General features: G+C 45.6%; 3 protein-coding genes, 28 tRNA genes and 6 rRNA genes. All 37 read right to left on the bottom strand.

Going from position 1 to position 17540, the window contains the following annotated elements:
* Window positions 1–91 precede the first annotated feature (91 nt).
* The 37 genes from EGX96_RS05225 to ftsH all read right to left on the bottom strand — a co-directional run bounded on the left by EGX96_RS05225 (window position 92) and on the right by ftsH (window position 17529).
* Complete coding sequence (locus EGX96_RS05225; RefSeq protein WP_000122450.1) at window positions 92–1060, bottom strand: ribose-phosphate diphosphokinase; 969 nt, start codon at window positions 1058–1060, stop codon at window positions 92–94.
* Window positions 1061–1183: 123 nt separating this feature from the next.
* Window positions 1184–2563 (bottom strand): PcsB-like coiled-coil domain-containing protein, encoded by a 1380-nt coding sequence (locus tag EGX96_RS05220; protein WP_123957823.1) that lies wholly within the window; start codon window positions 2561–2563, stop codon window positions 1184–1186.
* 235 nt (window positions 2564–2798) lie between these two features.
* A tRNA-Ser gene (locus tag EGX96_RS05215) sits at window positions 2799–2886 on the bottom strand.
* A 13-nt stretch (window positions 2887–2899) separates the two neighbouring features.
* Window positions 2900–2973 (bottom strand) — tRNA-Ile (locus EGX96_RS05210).
* Window positions 2974–3007: 34 nt separating this feature from the next.
* Window positions 3008–3078, bottom strand: a tRNA-Gly gene (locus EGX96_RS05205).
* Between the two features lie 19 nt (window positions 3079–3097).
* Window positions 3098–3170, bottom strand: a tRNA-Phe gene (locus EGX96_RS05200).
* A gap of 2 nt (window positions 3171–3172) precedes the next feature.
* Window positions 3173–3246 (bottom strand) — tRNA-Met (locus EGX96_RS05195).
* Window positions 3247–3256: 10 nt separating this feature from the next.
* Window positions 3257–3346: transfer RNA gene (locus EGX96_RS05190), tRNA-Ser, on the bottom strand.
* Window positions 3347–3361: 15 nt separating this feature from the next.
* Window positions 3362–3435: transfer RNA gene (locus tag EGX96_RS05185), tRNA-Ile, on the bottom strand.
* 19 nt (window positions 3436–3454) lie between these two features.
* Window positions 3455–3528, bottom strand: a tRNA-Met gene (locus tag EGX96_RS05180).
* A 15-nt stretch (window positions 3529–3543) separates the two neighbouring features.
* Window positions 3544–3617: transfer RNA gene (locus tag EGX96_RS05175), tRNA-Pro, on the bottom strand.
* 7 nt (window positions 3618–3624) lie between these two features.
* Window positions 3625–3698, bottom strand: a tRNA-Arg gene (locus tag EGX96_RS05170).
* Window positions 3699–3709: 11 nt separating this feature from the next.
* Window positions 3710–3794, bottom strand: a tRNA-Leu gene (locus EGX96_RS05165).
* Window positions 3795–3802: 8 nt separating this feature from the next.
* Window positions 3803–3874 (bottom strand) — tRNA-Gly (locus tag EGX96_RS05160).
* Window positions 3875–3907: 33 nt separating this feature from the next.
* Window positions 3908–3980, bottom strand: a tRNA-Thr gene (locus EGX96_RS05155).
* Between the two features lie 10 nt (window positions 3981–3990).
* Window positions 3991–4072 (bottom strand) — tRNA-Leu (locus EGX96_RS05150).
* Window positions 4073–4081: 9 nt separating this feature from the next.
* A tRNA-OTHER gene (locus tag EGX96_RS05145) sits at window positions 4082–4153 on the bottom strand.
* Window positions 4154–4155: 2 nt separating this feature from the next.
* A tRNA-Asp gene (locus tag EGX96_RS05140) sits at window positions 4156–4228 on the bottom strand.
* A 2-nt stretch (window positions 4229–4230) separates the two neighbouring features.
* A tRNA-Val gene (locus tag EGX96_RS05135) sits at window positions 4231–4303 on the bottom strand.
* Between the two features lie 3 nt (window positions 4304–4306).
* Window positions 4307–4422 (bottom strand): 5S ribosomal RNA (gene rrf / locus EGX96_RS05130).
* A gap of 74 nt (window positions 4423–4496) precedes the next feature.
* A 23S ribosomal RNA gene (locus EGX96_RS05125) occupies window positions 4497–7398 on the bottom strand.
* 154 nt (window positions 7399–7552) lie between these two features.
* Window positions 7553–7625: transfer RNA gene (locus tag EGX96_RS05120), tRNA-Ala, on the bottom strand.
* Between the two features lie 54 nt (window positions 7626–7679).
* Window positions 7680–9228: ribosomal RNA gene (locus EGX96_RS05115) — 16S ribosomal RNA — on the bottom strand.
* A gap of 145 nt (window positions 9229–9373) precedes the next feature.
* Window positions 9374–9447: transfer RNA gene (locus EGX96_RS05110), tRNA-Pro, on the bottom strand.
* Between the two features lie 7 nt (window positions 9448–9454).
* Window positions 9455–9528 (bottom strand) — tRNA-Arg (locus EGX96_RS05105).
* A gap of 11 nt (window positions 9529–9539) precedes the next feature.
* A tRNA-Leu gene (locus EGX96_RS05100) sits at window positions 9540–9624 on the bottom strand.
* An 8-nt stretch (window positions 9625–9632) separates the two neighbouring features.
* Window positions 9633–9704, bottom strand: a tRNA-Gly gene (locus EGX96_RS05095).
* A gap of 33 nt (window positions 9705–9737) precedes the next feature.
* A tRNA-Thr gene (locus EGX96_RS05090) sits at window positions 9738–9810 on the bottom strand.
* A 10-nt stretch (window positions 9811–9820) separates the two neighbouring features.
* Window positions 9821–9902: transfer RNA gene (locus tag EGX96_RS05085), tRNA-Leu, on the bottom strand.
* A 9-nt stretch (window positions 9903–9911) separates the two neighbouring features.
* Window positions 9912–9984 (bottom strand) — tRNA-Lys (locus EGX96_RS05080).
* A 2-nt stretch (window positions 9985–9986) separates the two neighbouring features.
* A tRNA-Asp gene (locus EGX96_RS05075) sits at window positions 9987–10059 on the bottom strand.
* Window positions 10060–10061: 2 nt separating this feature from the next.
* Window positions 10062–10134, bottom strand: a tRNA-Val gene (locus tag EGX96_RS05070).
* Window positions 10135–10137: 3 nt separating this feature from the next.
* Window positions 10138–10253, bottom strand: a 5S ribosomal RNA gene (gene rrf / locus EGX96_RS05065).
* A gap of 74 nt (window positions 10254–10327) precedes the next feature.
* Window positions 10328–13230 (bottom strand): 23S ribosomal RNA (locus EGX96_RS05060).
* A gap of 154 nt (window positions 13231–13384) precedes the next feature.
* Window positions 13385–13457 (bottom strand) — tRNA-Ala (locus EGX96_RS05055).
* A 54-nt stretch (window positions 13458–13511) separates the two neighbouring features.
* Window positions 13512–15060: ribosomal RNA gene (locus tag EGX96_RS05050) — 16S ribosomal RNA — on the bottom strand.
* The 16S, 23S and 5S rRNA genes sit together here with 28 tRNA genes alongside, the layout of an rRNA operon.
* A 492-nt stretch (window positions 15061–15552) precedes the next feature.
* Window positions 15553–17529: an ATP-dependent zinc metalloprotease FtsH gene (gene ftsH, locus EGX96_RS05045; RefSeq protein ID WP_000794527.1), complete on the bottom strand. Its 1977-nt coding sequence runs from the start codon at window positions 17527–17529 to the stop codon at window positions 15553–15555.
* Window positions 17530–17540 lie beyond the last annotated feature (11 nt).

Here is a 17540-nt window from a genome sequence, read left to right as displayed (position 1 = left end):
GAAATAATATATTTAATTATACAAGAAAAATAATTTGTGTCCAGTTTTCCGTCATTAAATGATAAAAAACCTGTTAATAACAGGTTTTTTGTCATTTTAGTTTATTCATTTCAAATAATGGTGATAAAGGACGTTTCTCGTGAATACGGATAATAGCTTCACCAATCAATTCCGCAATTGAAATTTGTTCAATCTTATCAATCAAACGTTCTTCAGGGAGGTAAATCGTATCTAACACAATTAATTTTTCAATAGCTGAATTTTGAATATTATCCAAAGCCGGCCCTGATAAAACAGGGTGAGTACATGAAGCATAAACCGCTGTTGCCCCTGCTTCAGCTAAAGCGTCTGCAGCATGGCAAATAGTACCTGCAGTATCAATCATATCATCAATTAAAATACATTTTTTACCTTTGATATTACCAATAATATTCATTACTTCAGATGTATTCATTTTAGTAACACTACGGCGCTTATCAATGATAGCAATCGGTGTCTTTAAACACTGTGCCAGCTTACGTGCACGTGTTACGCCACCATGATCAGGACTAACGACAACAACATCATCACCAACCAATCCCTGACGATCAAAGTAATCTGCAATAAGGGGAGCCCCCATAAGGTGATCAACGGGAATATCAAAGAATCCCTGAATTTGAGCTGCATGTAAATCAACTGTTAAAAGACGATCAACACCAGCAACTTCTAGCATGTTCGCAACGAGTTTCGAAGTAATAGGTTCACGAGAACGTGCCTTGCGATCTTGACGAGCATACCCATAGTAAGGCATTACCACACTAACAGACTCCGCACTAGCACGCTTTAAAGCGTCAACCATAATTAAAATTTCCATCAAATTATCATTAACTGGTGAGCTTGTTGATTGTAAAATAAAAACATGATGGCCACGAATAGACTCTTCAATATTAACTTGAATCTCACCATCAGAAAATTGGCGAACTGTCGATTGACCTAGCGGAATTCCAATCGTCTGAGACACTTTTTTCGCTAGTTCTTTGTTTGATGACAGTGCAAACAATTTTAAATTAGAATAAGACATGATTTCCTCCAAAACTTTAGTCCTATACCATTTTAACGCTTTTTACACAATTTTTCAATCCAAAATAAACCATACCTAATTAATAAACAAAAAGGAGACCACGAAAGATCTCCTTAGTATTCATTAATTTGGGTAAATATAGTAAACAGAGCCAGAAGCACTAGGGTTAAATGAACCACGGTAATTGCCAATACTCATATTTCCAGCATAGTTTGATTCCATAACTTGGATAGATGAATTGTTAGCCACTGACGTTACTACTGCAACGTGCCCGTAACCACCACCATCATATGGCCAAACAGCTACTGCACCAACACGAGGGGTAGTTCCTACAGAATAACCAGCTGCACGTGCACTAGCACCCCACTGATTAGCATTTCCCCAATAGTTACCAACCCAAGAAGCCATTGACTTAGCTCCCCAAGTACATTGTCCCATTGGGTATGTGTTACTTGAATCATAACTTCTGACAACAGGTTTTGATACCGCTCTAGGTGTTGAAGAAACAACTGCTTTAGGTGCTTCAACTGCTTTAGTTACTACAGAAGGTTGAGTAACTTTTGGCTCATTAGTAGCTGTAGCTGTAGTTGTAGCAACAGTAGTTGCCGAAGAAGTAGCCGTAAGATTAGAAGGCTTTATTTCAGTTCTCGGTTGTGTTTGAACTGTTTCAGTAGGAGCTGTGGCAGACTCAACTTGTGCTGCTGCCTGTGCTTTTGCTACAGACTCAGCTTGTGCTTTCGCTTCAGCTTGTGCTTTCGCTTCAGCTGCTGCTTGTGCTTCAGCTTGTGCTTTCGCTTCAGCTGCTGCTTGTGCTTCAGCTGCCTTACGCGCAGCTTCCTCAGCTTGTGCTTTTGCCTGAATTAAAGATGCTTTTTCATTTTGGACTGTAGTCAATTGAGCAGATAACTCTAATTGAGCTGCTTCTAATTGTGCTCTTTGTGTTGCTAAGGCTGCTTTATTATTTTCGATAGCTTGCTTGTTAGCTGCTACAGTATTTATAGCATTTTGATTTTCAATTTGTTTAGCTTCTAAGGCCGCTTTGTCAGCCTCTTGTTGTGCTAACATCTTTTCATTAGCTGAAACAACCTCACGAATAGCAACAACACGATTAACAGCATCAGATACTGATTTCGAATTTAAAATAGTATTAATATAGTTAGTCAAGTTACCCTTTTGAGCACTACGAACTTGCTTTTTCAAAGATTCGTTACGTGCAACAATTTTATTAGAAAGAGTTTGAATCTCTTGACCTAACTGCTGAGATACAGCCTCAAGTTGAGCATTTTGCGCTTCTAATTCTGATTGTTGAGACTCTAAAGCACCAACTTGTCCTTTAATAGCAGTCACCTGGTTTTGTGCTGCTGCTTGTTGCCCTGATAAAGTATTGATTACTGAATCAGTAGCAGCAATTTTCGAGTCAAAGTCATCAGCGTTTACTGTTACGGCAGCAGTTCCAAGAGTTACTCCACTCACAAGGACTGCTGATAATATTCTTTTTTTCATTTTTATTAAACTACTCCTTTACGATAAGACATTAAATATTTTACCAAAAAATTCACGAAATTATATTACGTCATTGTTACATTTATATTTGAAATCAACTATTTCTAAATGAACCATAATCAAATCTAGAAAACGATAACCTTCTTCTATTCACTCTATCAATATAATTACTCCATAGTGAAACTAAAAGAGAAATAAAAAAAGAGTATAATTACTCTTAAAATTATAATATTTACGGAGAATAAGGGATTCGAACCCTTGCGCCAGTTACCCGACCTAACGATTTAGCAAACCGTCCTCTTCAGCCTCTTGAGTAATTCTCCAAATTAATATTAATGGGCACGAGTGGACTCGAACCACCGACCTCACGCTTATCAGGCGTGCGCTCTAACCACCTGAGCTACGCGCCCAAGCAAATGCTTGGTTTTACTTTTATGTAAAGTAAGCGGGTGACGAGAATCGAACTCGCGACAACAGCTTGGAAGGCTGTAGTTTTACCACTAAACTACACCCGCTAAAAACTTATATAATAAATGGCGCGAGACGGAATCGAACCGCCGACACATGGAGCTTCAATCCATTGCTCTACCAACTGAGCTACCGAGCCTATTGCGGGAGCAGGATTTGAACCTACGACCTTCGGGTTATGAGCCCGACGAGCTACCTAGCTGCTCCATCCCGCGATATCTTTAAAGGAGGATGTGGGATTCGAACCCACGCACGCTTTTACACGCCTGACGGTTTTCAAGACCGTTCCCTTCAGCCGGACTTGGGTAATCCTCCATATAACAAAAAATATGGACCTTGTAGGACTCGAACCTACGACCGCTCGGTTATGAGCCGAGTGCTCTAACCAGTTGAGCTAAAGGTCCAAAGTCTCAATAAAATAAATAGCGGCGGAGGGGATCGAACCCCCGACCTCCCGGGTATGAACCGGACGCTCTAGCCAGCTGAGCTACACCGCCATAAAAATATATCCATCGGGAAGACAGGATTCGAACCTGCGACACCTTGGTCCCAAACCAAGTACTCTACCAAGCTGAGCTACTTCCCGAAAAATATGCACCCTAGAGGAGTCGAACCTCTAACCGCCTGATTCGTAGTCAGGTACTCTATCCAGTTGAGCTAAGGGTGCTAAATATTATATGCCGAGGACCGGAATCGAACCGGTACGATGTTTACCATCGCAGGATTTTAAGTCCTGTGCGTCTGCCAGTTCCGCCACCCCGGCCTCTAACAAGCGAACGACGGGGTTCGAACCCGCGACCCTCACCTTGGCAAGGTGATGTTCTACCACTGAACTACGTTCGCACTAAAGACACTATTTATCCTATAAAATTGTAATGCCGGCTACATGACTTGAACACGCGACCCTCTGATTACAAATCAGATGCTCTACCAACTGAGCTAAGCCGGCAATCTACTAATGCGGGTGAAGGGACTTGAACCCCCACGCCGTTAAGCGCCAGATCCTAAATCTGGTGCGTCTGCCAATTCCGCCACACCCGCATTTCTAAATGACCCGTACTGGGCTCGAACCAGTGACCCATTGATTAAAGTCAATTGCTCTACCAACTGAGCTAACAAGTCTACGGTCCCGACGGGAATCGAACCCGCGATCTTCGCCGTGACAGGGCGACGTGATAACCGCTACACTACGGGACCTATGGGAGTTAACGGGATCGAACCGCTGACCCTCTGCTTGTAAGGCAGATGCTCTCCCAGCTGAGCTAAACTCCCTTTGCTAAGCGACTACCTTATCTCACAGGGGGCAACCCCCAACTACTTCCGGCGTTCTAGGGCTTAACTTCTGTGTTCGGCATGAGAACAGGTGTATCTCCTAGGCAATTATCACTTAACTATTGAGTCTTATTCACTCAAAATTGAATATCTATAGTCTAACAAGAAACCGTAACGTTGTCAATATCTCTTTTTGGATAAGTCCTCGAGCTATTAGTATTAGTCCGCTAAATGTGTCACCACAATTACACTCCTAACCTATCTACCTGATCATCTCTCAGGGCTCTTACTGATATAAAATCATGGGAAATCTCATCTTGAGGTGGGCTTCGCACTTAGATGCTTTCAGCGCTTATCCCTTCCCTACATAGCTACCCAGCGATGCCTTTGGCAAGACAACTGGTACACCAGCGGTAAGTCCACTCTGGTCCTCTCGTACTAGGAGCAGATCCTCTCAAATTTCCTACGCCCGCGACGGATAGGGACCGAACTGTCTCACGACGTTCTGAACCCAGCTCGCGTGCCGCTTTAATGGGCGAACAGCCCAACCCTTGGGACCGACTACAGCCCCAGGATGCGACGAGCCGACATCGAGGTGCCAAACCTCCCCGTCGATGTGAACTCTTGGGGGAGATAAGCCTGTTATCCCCAGGGTAGCTTTTATCCGTTGAGCGATGGCCCTTCCATACGGAACCACCGGATCACTAAGCCCGACTTTCGTCCCTGCTCGAGTTGTAGCTCTCGCAGTCAAGCTCCCTTATACCTTTACACTCTACGACTGATTTCCAACCAGTCTGAGGGAACCTTTGGGCGCCTCCGTTACCTTTTAGGAGGCGACCGCCCCAGTCAAACTGCCCGTCAGACACTGTCTCCGATAGGGATTGCCTATCTGGGTTAGAGTAGCCATAACACAAGGGTAGTATCCCAACAACGCCTCAAACGAAACTGGCGTCCCGTTATCATAGGCTCCTACCTATCCTGTACATGTGGTACAGATACTCAATATCAAACTGCAGTAAAGCTCCATGGGGTCTTTCCGTCCTGTCGCGGGTAACCTGCATCTTCACAGGTACTAAAATTTCACCGAGTCTCTCGTTGAGACAGTGCCCAAATCATTACGCCTTTCGTGCGGGTCGGAACTTACCCGACAAGGAATTTCGCTACCTTAGGACCGTTATAGTTACGGCCGCCGTTTACTGGGGCTTCAATTCATACCTTCGCTTACGCTAAGCACTCCTCTTAACCTTCCAGCACCGGGCAGGCGTCACCCCCTATACATCATCTTACGATTTAGCAGAGAGCTGTGTTTTTGATAAACAGTTGCTTGGGCCTATTCACTGCGGCTGATCTAAAATCAGCGCCCCTTCTCCCGAAGTTACGGGGCCATTTTGCCGAGTTCCTTAACGAGAGTTCTCTCGCTCACCTGAGGCTACTCGCCTCGACTACCTGTGTCGGTTTGCGGTACGGGTAGAGTATATGTATCGCTAGAAGCTTTTCTTGGCAGTGTGACATCACTAACTTCGCTACTAAACTTCGCTCCTCGTCACAGCTCAATGTTAAAGATATAAGCATTTGACTCATATCACACCTCACTGTTTGACCAGACACTTCCAATCGTCTGGTTTAGTTAGCCTACTGCGTCCCTCCATCACTATATACTCTAGTACAGGAATATCAACCTGTTGTCCATCGGATACACCTTTCGGTCTCTCCTTAGGTCCCGACTAACCCAGGGCGGACGAGCCTTCCCCTGGAAACCTTAGTCTTACGGTGGACAGGATTCTCACCTGTCTTGCGCTACTCATACCGGCATTCTCACTTCTATGCGTTCCAGCGCTCCTCACGGTACACCTTCTTCACACATAGAACGCTCTCCTACCATGACACTTTTGTGTCATCCACAGCTTCGGTAATATGTTTTAGCCCCGGTACATTTTCGGCGCAGGGTCACTCGACTAGTGAGCTATTACGCACTCTTTGAATGAATAGCTGCTTCTAAGCTAACATCCTAGTTGTCTGTGCAACCCCACATCCTTTTCCACTTAACATATATTTTGGGACCTTAGCTGGTGGTCTGGGCTGTTTCCCTTTCGACTACGGATCTTAGCACTCGCAGTCTGACTGCCGATTATATCTCGTTGGCATTCGGAGTTTATCTGAGATTGGTAATCCGGGATGGACCCCTCACCCAAACAGTGCTCTACCTCCAAGAGACTTAACATCGACGCTAGCCCTAAAGCTATTTCGGAGAGAACCAGCTATCTCCAAGTTCGTTTGGAATTTCTCCGCTACCCACAAGTCATCCAAGCACTTTTCAACGTGCCCTGGTTCGGTCCTCCAGTGAGTTTTACCTCACCTTCAACCTGCTCATGGGTAGGTCACATGGTTTCGGGTCTACAACATGATACTATGACGCCCTATTAAGACTCGGTTTCCCTACGGCTCCGTCTCTTCAACTTAACCTCGCATCATATCGTAACTCGCCGGTTCATTCTACAAAAGGCACGCTCTCACCCATTAACGGGCTCGAACTTGTTGTAGGCACACGGTTTCAGGTTCTATTTCACTCCCCTCCCGGGGTGCTTTTCACCTTTCCCTCACGGTACTGGTTCACTATCGGTCACTAGAGAGTATTTAGGGTTGGGAGATGGTCCTCCCAGATTCCGACGAGATTTCGCGTGTCTCGCCGTACTCAGGATACTGCTAAGGTTAATCTATCATTTTAAATACGAGGCTGTTACTCTCTTTGGCTTACCTTCCCAGGTAATTCTTCTATAATGATTAATCCTATATCGCAGTCCTACAACCCCGAAGTGTAAACACTTCGGTTTGCCCTCCTGCCGTTTCGCTCGCCGCTACTAAGGCAATCGCTTTTGCTTTCTCTTCCTGCAGCTACTTAGATGTTTCAGTTCACTGCGTCTTCCTTCTCATATCCTTAACAGATATGGATACTAGTCATTAACTAGTGGGTTCCCCATTCGGACATCTCTGGATCAGCGCTTACTTACAGCTCCCCAAAGCATTTCGTCGTTAGTCACGTCCTTCTTCGGCTTCTAGTGCCAAGGCATCCACCGTGCGCCCTTATTAACTTAACCTTATTAACCTAGTTTCTTTAAAACTAGAAAACTCATTAAATATTCACAGCGTTTTCGGTTTATTTTCTTGTTACTTTCTACAATCTATTTCTAGATCGTGGAATTTGATATAGATATTCAATTTTCAATGAACAATTTGAACCTTTCGATTCAATGGAGCCTAGCGGGATCGAACCGCTGACCTCCTGCGTGCAAAGCAGGCGCTCTCCCAGCTGAGCTAAGGCCCCACAAGACCTCTCAAAACTAAACAAGACGCAAATGGCAGGTTTCCTTATCCTTAGAAAGGAGGTGATCCAGCCGCACCTTCCGATACGGCTACCTTGTTACGACTTCACCCCAATCATCTATCCCACCTTAGGCGGCTGGCTCCTAAAAGGTTACCTCACCGACTTCGGGTGTTACAAACTCTCGTGGTGTGACGGGCGGTGTGTACAAGGCCCGGGAACGTATTCACCGCGGCGTGCTGATCCGCGATTACTAGCGATTCCGACTTCATGTAGGCGAGTTGCAGCCTACAATCCGAACTGAGATTGGCTTTAAGAGATTAGCTTGCCGTCACCGGCTTGCGACTCGTTGTACCAACCATTGTAGCACGTGTGTAGCCCAGGTCATAAGGGGCATGATGATTTGACGTCATCCCCACCTTCCTCCGGTTTATTACCGGCAGTCTCGCTAGAGTGCCCAACTTAATGATGGCAACTAACAATAGGGGTTGCGCTCGTTGCGGGACTTAACCCAACATCTCACGACACGAGCTGACGACAACCATGCACCACCTGTCACTTCTGCTCCGAAGAGAAAGCCTATCTCTAGGCCGGTCAGAAGGATGTCAAGACCTGGTAAGGTTCTTCGCGTTGCTTCGAATTAAACCACATGCTCCACCGCTTGTGCGGGCCCCCGTCAATTCCTTTGAGTTTCAACCTTGCGGTCGTACTCCCCAGGCGGAGTGCTTAATGCGTTAGCTGCGGCACTAAGCCCCGGAAAGGGCCTAACACCTAGCACTCATCGTTTACGGCGTGGACTACCAGGGTATCTAATCCTGTTTGCTCCCCACGCTTTCGAGCCTCAGCGTCAGTTACAGACCAGAGAGCCGCTTTCGCCACCGGTGTTCCTCCATATATCTACGCATTTCACCGCTACACATGGAATTCCACTCTCCCCTTCTGCACTCAAGTCCTCCAGTTTCCAAAGCGTACAATGGTTAAGCCACTGCCTTTAACTTCAGACTTAAAGAACCGCCTGCGCTCGCTTTACGCCCAATAAATCCGGACAACGCTCGGGACCTACGTATTACCGCGGCTGCTGGCACGTAGTTAGCCGTCCCTTTCTGGTTAGTTACCGTCACTTGGTAGATTTTCCACTCCTACCAACGTTCTTCTCTAACAACAGAGCTTTACGATCCGAAAACCTTCTTCACTCACGCGGCGTTGCTCGGTCAGACTTCCGTCCATTGCCGAAGATTCCCTACTGCTGCCTCCCGTAGGAGTCTGGGCCGTGTCTCAGTCCCAGTGTGGCCGATCACCCTCTCAGGTCGGCTATGTATCGTCGCCTTGGTGAGCCTTTACCTCACCAACTAGCTAATACAACGCAGGTCCATCTCACAGTGAAGCAATTGCTCCTTTTAAATAACTAACATGTGTTAATTACTCTTATGCGGTATTAGCTATCGTTTCCAATAGTTATCCCCCGCTATGAGGCAGGTTACCTACGCGTTACTCACCCGTTCGCAACTCATCAGTCTAGTGTAAACACCAAACCTCAGCGTTCTACTTGCATGTATTAGGCACGCCGCCAGCGTTCGTCCTGAGCCAGGATCAAACTCTCATTAAAAGTTTGAGCTTTGCTCTTTTCTGTCTCGCTGACAGATTTATTGTTTTTTTGTCATTGACGGATTTACAATGTAAATCCACCCTGCACATTCGTTCGTCTTGTTCAGTTTTCAAAGGTCTAATGATATATCATAAAAATATATCCATCGGGAAGACAGGATTCGAACCTGCGACACCTTGGTCCCAAACCAAGTACTCTACCAAGCTGAGCTACTTCCCGAAAAATATGCACCCTAGAGGAGTCGAACCTCTAACCGCCTGATTCGTAGTCAGGTACTCTATCCAGTTGAGCTAAGGGTGCTAAATATTATATGCCGAGGACCGGAATCGAACCGGTACGATGTTTACCATCGCAGGATTTTAAGTCCTGTGCGTCTGCCAGTTCCGCCACCCCGGCCTCTAACAAGCGAACGACGGGGTTCGAACCCGCGACCCTCACCTTGGCAAGGTGATGTTCTACCACTGAACTACGTTCGCACTAAAGACACTATTTATCCTATAAAATTGTAATGCCGGCTACATGACTTGAACACGCGACCCTCTGATTACAAATCAGATGCTCTACCAACTGAGCTAAGCCGGCAATCTACTAATGCGGGTGAAGGGACTTGAACCCCCACGCCGTTAAGCGCCAGATCCTAAATCTGGTGCGTCTGCCAATTCCGCCACACCCGCATTTCTAAATGACCCGTACTGGGCTCGAACCAGTGACCCATTGATTAAAAGTCAATTGCTCTACCAACTGAGCTAACGAGTCTACGGTCCCGACGGGAATCGAACCCGCGATCTTCGCCGTGACAGGGCGACGTGATAACCGCTACACTACGGGACCTATGGGAGTTAACGGGATCGAACCGCTGACCCTCTGCTTGTAAGGCAGATGCTCTCCCAGCTGAGCTAAACTCCCTTTGCTAAGCGACTACCTTATCTCACAGGGGGCAACCCCCAACTACTTCCGGCGTTCTAGGGCTTAACTTCTGTGTTCGGCATGAGAACAGGTGTATCTCCTAGGCAATTATCACTTAACTATTGAGTCTTATTCACTCAAAATTGAATATCTATAGTCTAACAAGAAACCGTAACGTTGTCAATATCTCTTTTTGGATAAGTCCTCGAGCTATTAGTATTAGTCCGCTAAATGTGTCACCACAATTACACTCCTAACCTATCTACCTGATCATCTCTCAGGGCTCTTACTGATATAAAATCATGGGAAATCTCATCTTGAGGTGGGCTTCGCACTTAGATGCTTTCAGCGCTTATCCCTTCCCTACATAGCTACCCAGCGATGCCTTTGGCAAGACAACTGGTACACCAGCGGTAAGTCCACTCTGGTCCTCTCGTACTAGGAGCAGATCCTCTCAAATTTCCTACGCCCGCGACGGATAGGGACCGAACTGTCTCACGACGTTCTGAACCCAGCTCGCGTGCCGCTTTAATGGGCGAACAGCCCAACCCTTGGGACCGACTACAGCCCCAGGATGCGACGAGCCGACATCGAGGTGCCAAACCTCCCCGTCGATGTGAACTCTTGGGGGAGATAAGCCTGTTATCCCCAGGGTAGCTTTTATCCGTTGAGCGATGGCCCTTCCATACGGAACCACCGGATCACTAAGCCCGACTTTCGTCCCTGCTCGAGTTGTAGCTCTCGCAGTCAAGCTCCCTTATACCTTTACACTCTACGACTGATTTCCAACCAGTCTGAGGGAACCTTTGGGCGCCTCCGTTACCTTTTAGGAGGCGACCGCCCCAGTCAAACTGCCCGTCAGACACTGTCTCCGATAGGGATTGCCTATCTGGGTTAGAGTAGCCATAACACAAGGGTAGTATCCCAACAACGCCTCAAACGAAACTGGCGTCCCGTTATCATAGGCTCCTACCTATCCTGTACATGTGGTACAGATACTCAATATCAAACTGCAGTAAAGCTCCATGGGGTCTTTCCGTCCTGTCGCGGGTAACCTGCATCTTCACAGGTACTAAAATTTCACCGAGTCTCTCGTTGAGACAGTGCCCAAATCATTACGCCTTTCGTGCGGGTCGGAACTTACCCGACAAGGAATTTCGCTACCTTAGGACCGTTATAGTTACGGCCGCCGTTTACTGGGGCTTCAATTCATACCTTCGCTTACGCTAAGCACTCCTCTTAACCTTCCAGCACCGGGCAGGCGTCACCCCCTATACATCATCTTACGATTTAGCAGAGAGCTGTGTTTTTGATAAACAGTTGCTTGGGCCTATTCACTGCGGCTGATCTAAAATCAGCGCCCCTTCTCCCGAAGTTACGGGGCCATTTTGCCGAGTTCCTTAACGAGAGTTCTCTCGCTCACCTGAGGCTACTCGCCTCGACTACCTGTGTCGGTTTGCGGTACGGGTAGAGTATATGTATCGCTAGAAGCTTTTCTTGGCAGTGTGACATCACTAACTTCGCTACTAAACTTCGCTCCTCGTCACAGCTCAATGTTAAAGATATAAGCATTTGACTCATATCACACCTCACTGTTTGACCAGACACTTCCAATCGTCTGGTTTAGTTAGCCTACTGCGTCCCTCCATCACTATATACTCTAGTACAGGAATATCAACCTGTTGTCCATCGGATACACCTTTCGGTCTCTCCTTAGGTCCCGACTAACCCAGGGCGGACGAGCCTTCCCCTGGAAACCTTAGTCTTACGGTGGACAGGATTCTCACCTGTCTTGCGCTACTCATACCGGCATTCTCACTTCTATGCGTTCCAGCGCTCCTCACGGTACACCTTCTTCACACATAGAACGCTCTCCTACCATGACACTTTTGTGTCATCCACAGCTTCGGTAATATGTTTTAGCCCCGGTACATTTTCGGCGCAGGGTCACTCGACTAGTGAGCTATTACGCACTCTTTGAATGAATAGCTGCTTCTAAGCTAACATCCTAGTTGTCTGTGCAACCCCACATCCTTTTCCACTTAACATATATTTTGGGACCTTAGCTGGTGGTCTGGGCTGTTTCCCTTTCGACTACGGATCTTAGCACTCGCAGTCTGACTGCCGATTATATCTCGTTGGCATTCGGAGTTTATCTGAGATTGGTAATCCGGGATGGACCCCTCACCCAAACAGTGCTCTACCTCCAAGAGACTTAACATCGACGCTAGCCCTAAAGCTATTTCGGAGAGAACCAGCTATCTCCAAGTTCGTTTGGAATTTCTCCGCTACCCACAAGTCATCCAAGCACTTTTCAACGTGCCCTGGTTCGGTCCTCCAGTGAGTTTTACCTCACCTTCAACCTGCTCATGGGTAGGTCACATGGTTTCGGGTCTACAACATGATACTATGACGCCCTATTAAGACTCGGTTTCCCTACGGCTCCGTCTCTTCAACTTAACCTCGCATCATATCGTAACTCGCCGGTTCATTCTACAAAAGGCACGCTCTCACCCATTAACGGGCTCGAACTTGTTGTAGGCACACGGTTTCAGGTTCTATTTCACTCCCCTCCCGGGGTGCTTTTCACCTTTCCCTCACGGTACTGGTTCACTATCGGTCACTAGAGAGTATTTAGGGTTGGGAGATGGTCCTCCCAGATTCCGACGAGATTTCGCGTGTCTCGCCGTACTCAGGATACTGCTAAGGTTAATCTATCATTTTAAATACGAGGCTGTTACTCTCTTTGGCTTACCTTCCCAGGTAATTCTTCTATAATGATTAATCCTATATCGCAGTCCTACAACCCCGAAGTGTAAACACTTCGGTTTGCCCTCCTGCCGTTTCGCTCGCCGCTACTAAGGCAATCGCTTTTGCTTTCTCTTCCTGCAGCTACTTAGATGTTTCAGTTCACTGCGTCTTCCTTCTCATATCCTTAACAGATATGGATACTAGTCATTAACTAGTGGGTTCCCCCATTCGGACATCTCTGGATCAGCGCTTACTTACAGCTCCCCAAAGCATTTCGTCGTTAGTCACGTCCTTCTTCGGCTTCTAGTGCCAAGGCATCCACCGTGCGCCCTTATTAACTTAACCTTATTAACCTAGTTTCTTTAAAACTAGAAAACTCATTAAATATTCACAGCGTTTTCGGTTTATTTTCTTGTTACTTTCTACAATCTATTTCTAGATCGTGGAATTTGATATAGATATTCAATTTTCAATGAACAATTTGAACCTTTCGATTCAATGGAGCCTAGCGGGATCGAACCGCTGACCTCCTGCGTGCAAAGCAGGCGCTCTCCCAGCTGAGCTAAGGCCCCACAAGACCTCTCAAAACTAAACAAGACGCAAATGGCAGGTTTCCTTATCCTTAGAAAGGAGGTGATCCAGCCGCACCTTCCGATACGGCTACCTTGTTACGACTTCACCCCAATCATCTATCCCACCTTAGGCGGCTGGCTCCTAAAAGGTTACCTCACCGACTTCGGGTGTTACAAACTCTCGTGGTGTGACGGGCGGTGTGTACAAGGCCCGGGAACGTATTCACCGCGGCGTGCTGATCCGCGATTACTAGCGATTCCGACTTCATGTAGGCGAGTTGCAGCCTACAATCCGAACTGAGATTGGCTTTAAGAGATTAGCTTGCCGTCACCGGCTTGCGACTCGTTGTACCAACCATTGTAGCACGTGTGTAGCCCAGGTCATAAGGGGCATGATGATTTGACGTCATCCCCACCTTCCTCCGGTTTATTACCGGCAGTCTCGCTAGAGTGCCCAACTTAATGATGGCAACTAACAATAGGGGTTGCGCTCGTTGCGGGACTTAACCCAACATCTCACGACACGAGCTGACGACAACCATGCACCACCTGTCACTTCTGCTCCGAAGAGAAAGCCTATCTCTAGGCCGGTCAGAAGGATGTCAAGACCTGGTAAGGTTCTTCGCGTTGCTTCGAATTAAACCACATGCTCCACCGCTTGTGCGGGCCCCCGTCAATTCCTTTGAGTTTCAACCTTGCGGTCGTACTCCCCAGGCGGAGTGCTTAATGCGTTAGCTGCGGCACTAAGCCCCGGAAAGGGCCTAACACCTAGCACTCATCGTTTACGGCGTGGACTACCAGGGTATCTAATCCTGTTTGCTCCCCACGCTTTCGAGCCTCAGCGTCAGTTACAGACCAGAGAGCCGCTTTCGCCACCGGTGTTCCTCCATATATCTACGCATTTCACCGCTACACATGGAATTCCACTCTCCCCTTCTGCACTCAAGTCCTCCAGTTTCCAAAGCGTACAATGGTTAAGCCACTGCCTTTAACTTCAGACTTAAAGAACCGCCTGCGCTCGCTTTACGCCCAATAAATCCGGACAACGCTCGGGACCTACGTATTACCGCGGCTGCTGGCACGTAGTTAGCCGTCCCTTTCTGGTTAGTTACCGTCACTTGGTAGATTTTCCACTCCTACCAACGTTCTTCTCTAACAACAGAGCTTTACGATCCGAAAACCTTCTTCACTCACGCGGCGTTGCTCGGTCAGACTTCCGTCCATTGCCGAAGATTCCCTACTGCTGCCTCCCGTAGGAGTCTGGGCCGTGTCTCAGTCCCAGTGTGGCCGATCACCCTCTCAGGTCGGCTATGTATCGTCGCCTTGGTGAGCCTTTACCTCACCAACTAGCTAATACAACGCAGGTCCATCTCACAGTGAAGCAATTGCTCCTTTTAAATAACTAACATGTGTTAATTACTCTTATGCGGTATTAGCTATCGTTTCCAATAGTTATCCCCCGCTATGAGGCAGGTTACCTACGCGTTACTCACCCGTTCGCAACTCATCAGTCTAGTGTAAACACCAAACCTCAGCGTTCTACTTGCATGTATTAGGCACGCCGCCAGCGTTCGTCCTGAGCCAGGATCAAACTCTCATTAAAAGTTTGAGCTTTGCTCTTTTCTGTCTCGCTGACAGATTTATTGTTTTTTTGTCATTGACGGATTTACAATGTAAATCCACCCTGCACATTCGTTCGTCTTGTTCAGTTTTCAAAGGTCTTTGCCTCTCTTGAGACAACTTCTATATTCTAGCAAACTTATTCTGCTTTGTCAACTACTTTTTTTTAAGTTGTTAACTACGCGTTACTAGAAGCTACTCTCTCGAGACAACTTATTCATTATACTAAATATTTCTACTTCCTGTCAATACTATTTTTGCATTTTTTCTTTTATTTTTAAAAAGTTAATATTATTTATAGTAACTAACCTTCTATACTTGTTGAATGGATAGCATTTTTACCGTTGTCATGTTCATATTTCATCTTCTTAATTCACAAATTTAAACTTCATCTTCATAAAAAATACCCTTCAAATTTTATCTAAATTTGAAGGGTATTTGAAATTTATAAAGTTCTTTAAAAATATATGATGACTTATTTTTTATCTTCTTCTTGCATTTTTTCTTTGATTTCATCGTATGATAACGCTCTTGCTTTATCTTCATCATTTTCTGTCTCAGGCATTTTACCTGTCTCAAAAATCGATTTAATCTGAGCAGCATCAAGAGTCTCATATTTTAAGAGGGCTTCTGCAATTAATTTATGAGTATCACGGTTTTCGTTGATAATATCAGCTGCCTTATTACGTGCTTCATTAAGAAGGTGACGAACTTCATCATCAATAAGTTGTGCAGTTTGAGCAGAATATGATTTTTCAGGTGACATTTGACCAGCCATCATTGCGTGGTTGCCTTCGTATTGAACTGGTCCAAGTTTCTCGCTCATACCATATTCAGTTACCATAGCGCGGGCCATAGCAGTGGCTTGTTCGAAGTCATTTGAGGCACCTGTTGTCTGAGCGTTGAAAATAATTTCTTCCGCTACACGTCCTCCCATAAGACCTGCTAATTGCTCTTTCATATCATCTTTTGAAAGAAGCATTTGATCTTCTTTAGGTAAAGCAATCATATATCCACCTGCACGACCACGTGGTACGATAGTAACTTTATGAACAACTCGCGCATTTGAAAGAATCAAACCGACAATTGTGTGCCCAGCTTCATGGTAAGCAACCATAGCTCTTTCTCTTTCAGAAATAGTACGATCTTTTTTAGAAGGACCAGCAATTACACGGTCTTCTGCTTCATCAATATCTGAAGCATCAATAACTTTTTTATTTCGTCGCGCAGCAACTAAAGCAGCTTCATTGAGAACATTCTCCAAATCAGCACCAACAAATCCTGGGGTTTGTTGAGCTACTACTTTTAAGTCAACATTATCTGCTAATGGTTTATTTTTAGCATGTACTCTCAGAATTGCTTCACGACCTTTTACATCAGGTTGTCCAACTAGAACTTTTCTATCAAAACGTCCTGGACGCAGTAATGCGGGATCTAACACATCACTACGGTTGGTAGCAGCGATAACGATAATACTTTCGTTTCCTTCAAAACCATCCATTTCAATTAAAAGTTGGTTGAGCGTTTGTTCACGTTCATCGTTTCCGCCACCCATACCAGCTCCACGTCGACGTCCAACAGCATCAATTTCATCAATGAAAATAATAGCACGTTCAGCTTTTTTAGCATCTTCAAACAAAGAGCGTACTCGACTAGCTCCAACACCGACAAACATTTCAACAAAATCTGAACCGGAAATACTAAAGAATGGAACCCCTGCTTCACCGGCAACAGCTTTTGCTAATAGGGTTTTACCTGTCCCTGGAGGTCCTTCTAATAGAACCCCTGCTGGAATTCGGGCACCTAGAGATTTATATCGTTTAGGATCTTTAAGGAAGTCAACGACTTCTATTAATTCTTGCTTTTCTTCCTCTGCTCCAGCAACATCCGAAAATCGAACTTTAACCTCATCTTTACTAGATGATCTTGCTTTATTTTTACCAAAGCTCATGGCACCACGAGCGCCACCGCCACCGCCTTGGTTCATCATCATCATGAAGAAACCAATCATGATAACTAAAGGTAAAAAACTGGCAATATAAGAAATCCATGTCCCACTTGAACTTTCATGTTTGACCTGAATATTAGTGTTATTTTCTTCAGCAGCGCTAACAAGAGATTTTATTGAAGAGTCATTTGGTAGTATAACAGAATTAAATCCTGTAACTTTAGTAGCAACACTACCACCTAAAAAAGTAAAACTATTAGCTGATTTAATTGTTTTGGCTTTCTTATATGTCCCACTAACTTCAACAACACCACCACTTGGCTGGTATGAGATAGACTTAATTTCTCCAGCTTTTAATTGTTTAACAAGTTTTGTATAAGAAATTTGCTGGTTTTGAGAGCTAGTTCCTTTTAAATAGTATTGAAAGGTTGTAATAACCGCAATAATCAATAATATGTAAATAAAGGAATTTTTCAGAAAACCATTATTTTTATTATTTTTCATAGTTTAAGAGA

Origin of the sequence: Streptococcus sp. FDAARGOS_520 (assembly GCF_003812685.1) — a bacterium.
In the GTDB taxonomy this organism is placed as follows: Bacteria; Bacillota; Bacilli; order Lactobacillales; family Streptococcaceae; genus Streptococcus; species Streptococcus agalactiae.
The sequence above is the reverse complement of the archived record's forward strand: the minus strand, read 5'-3'. Positions and strand labels throughout refer to the sequence as shown.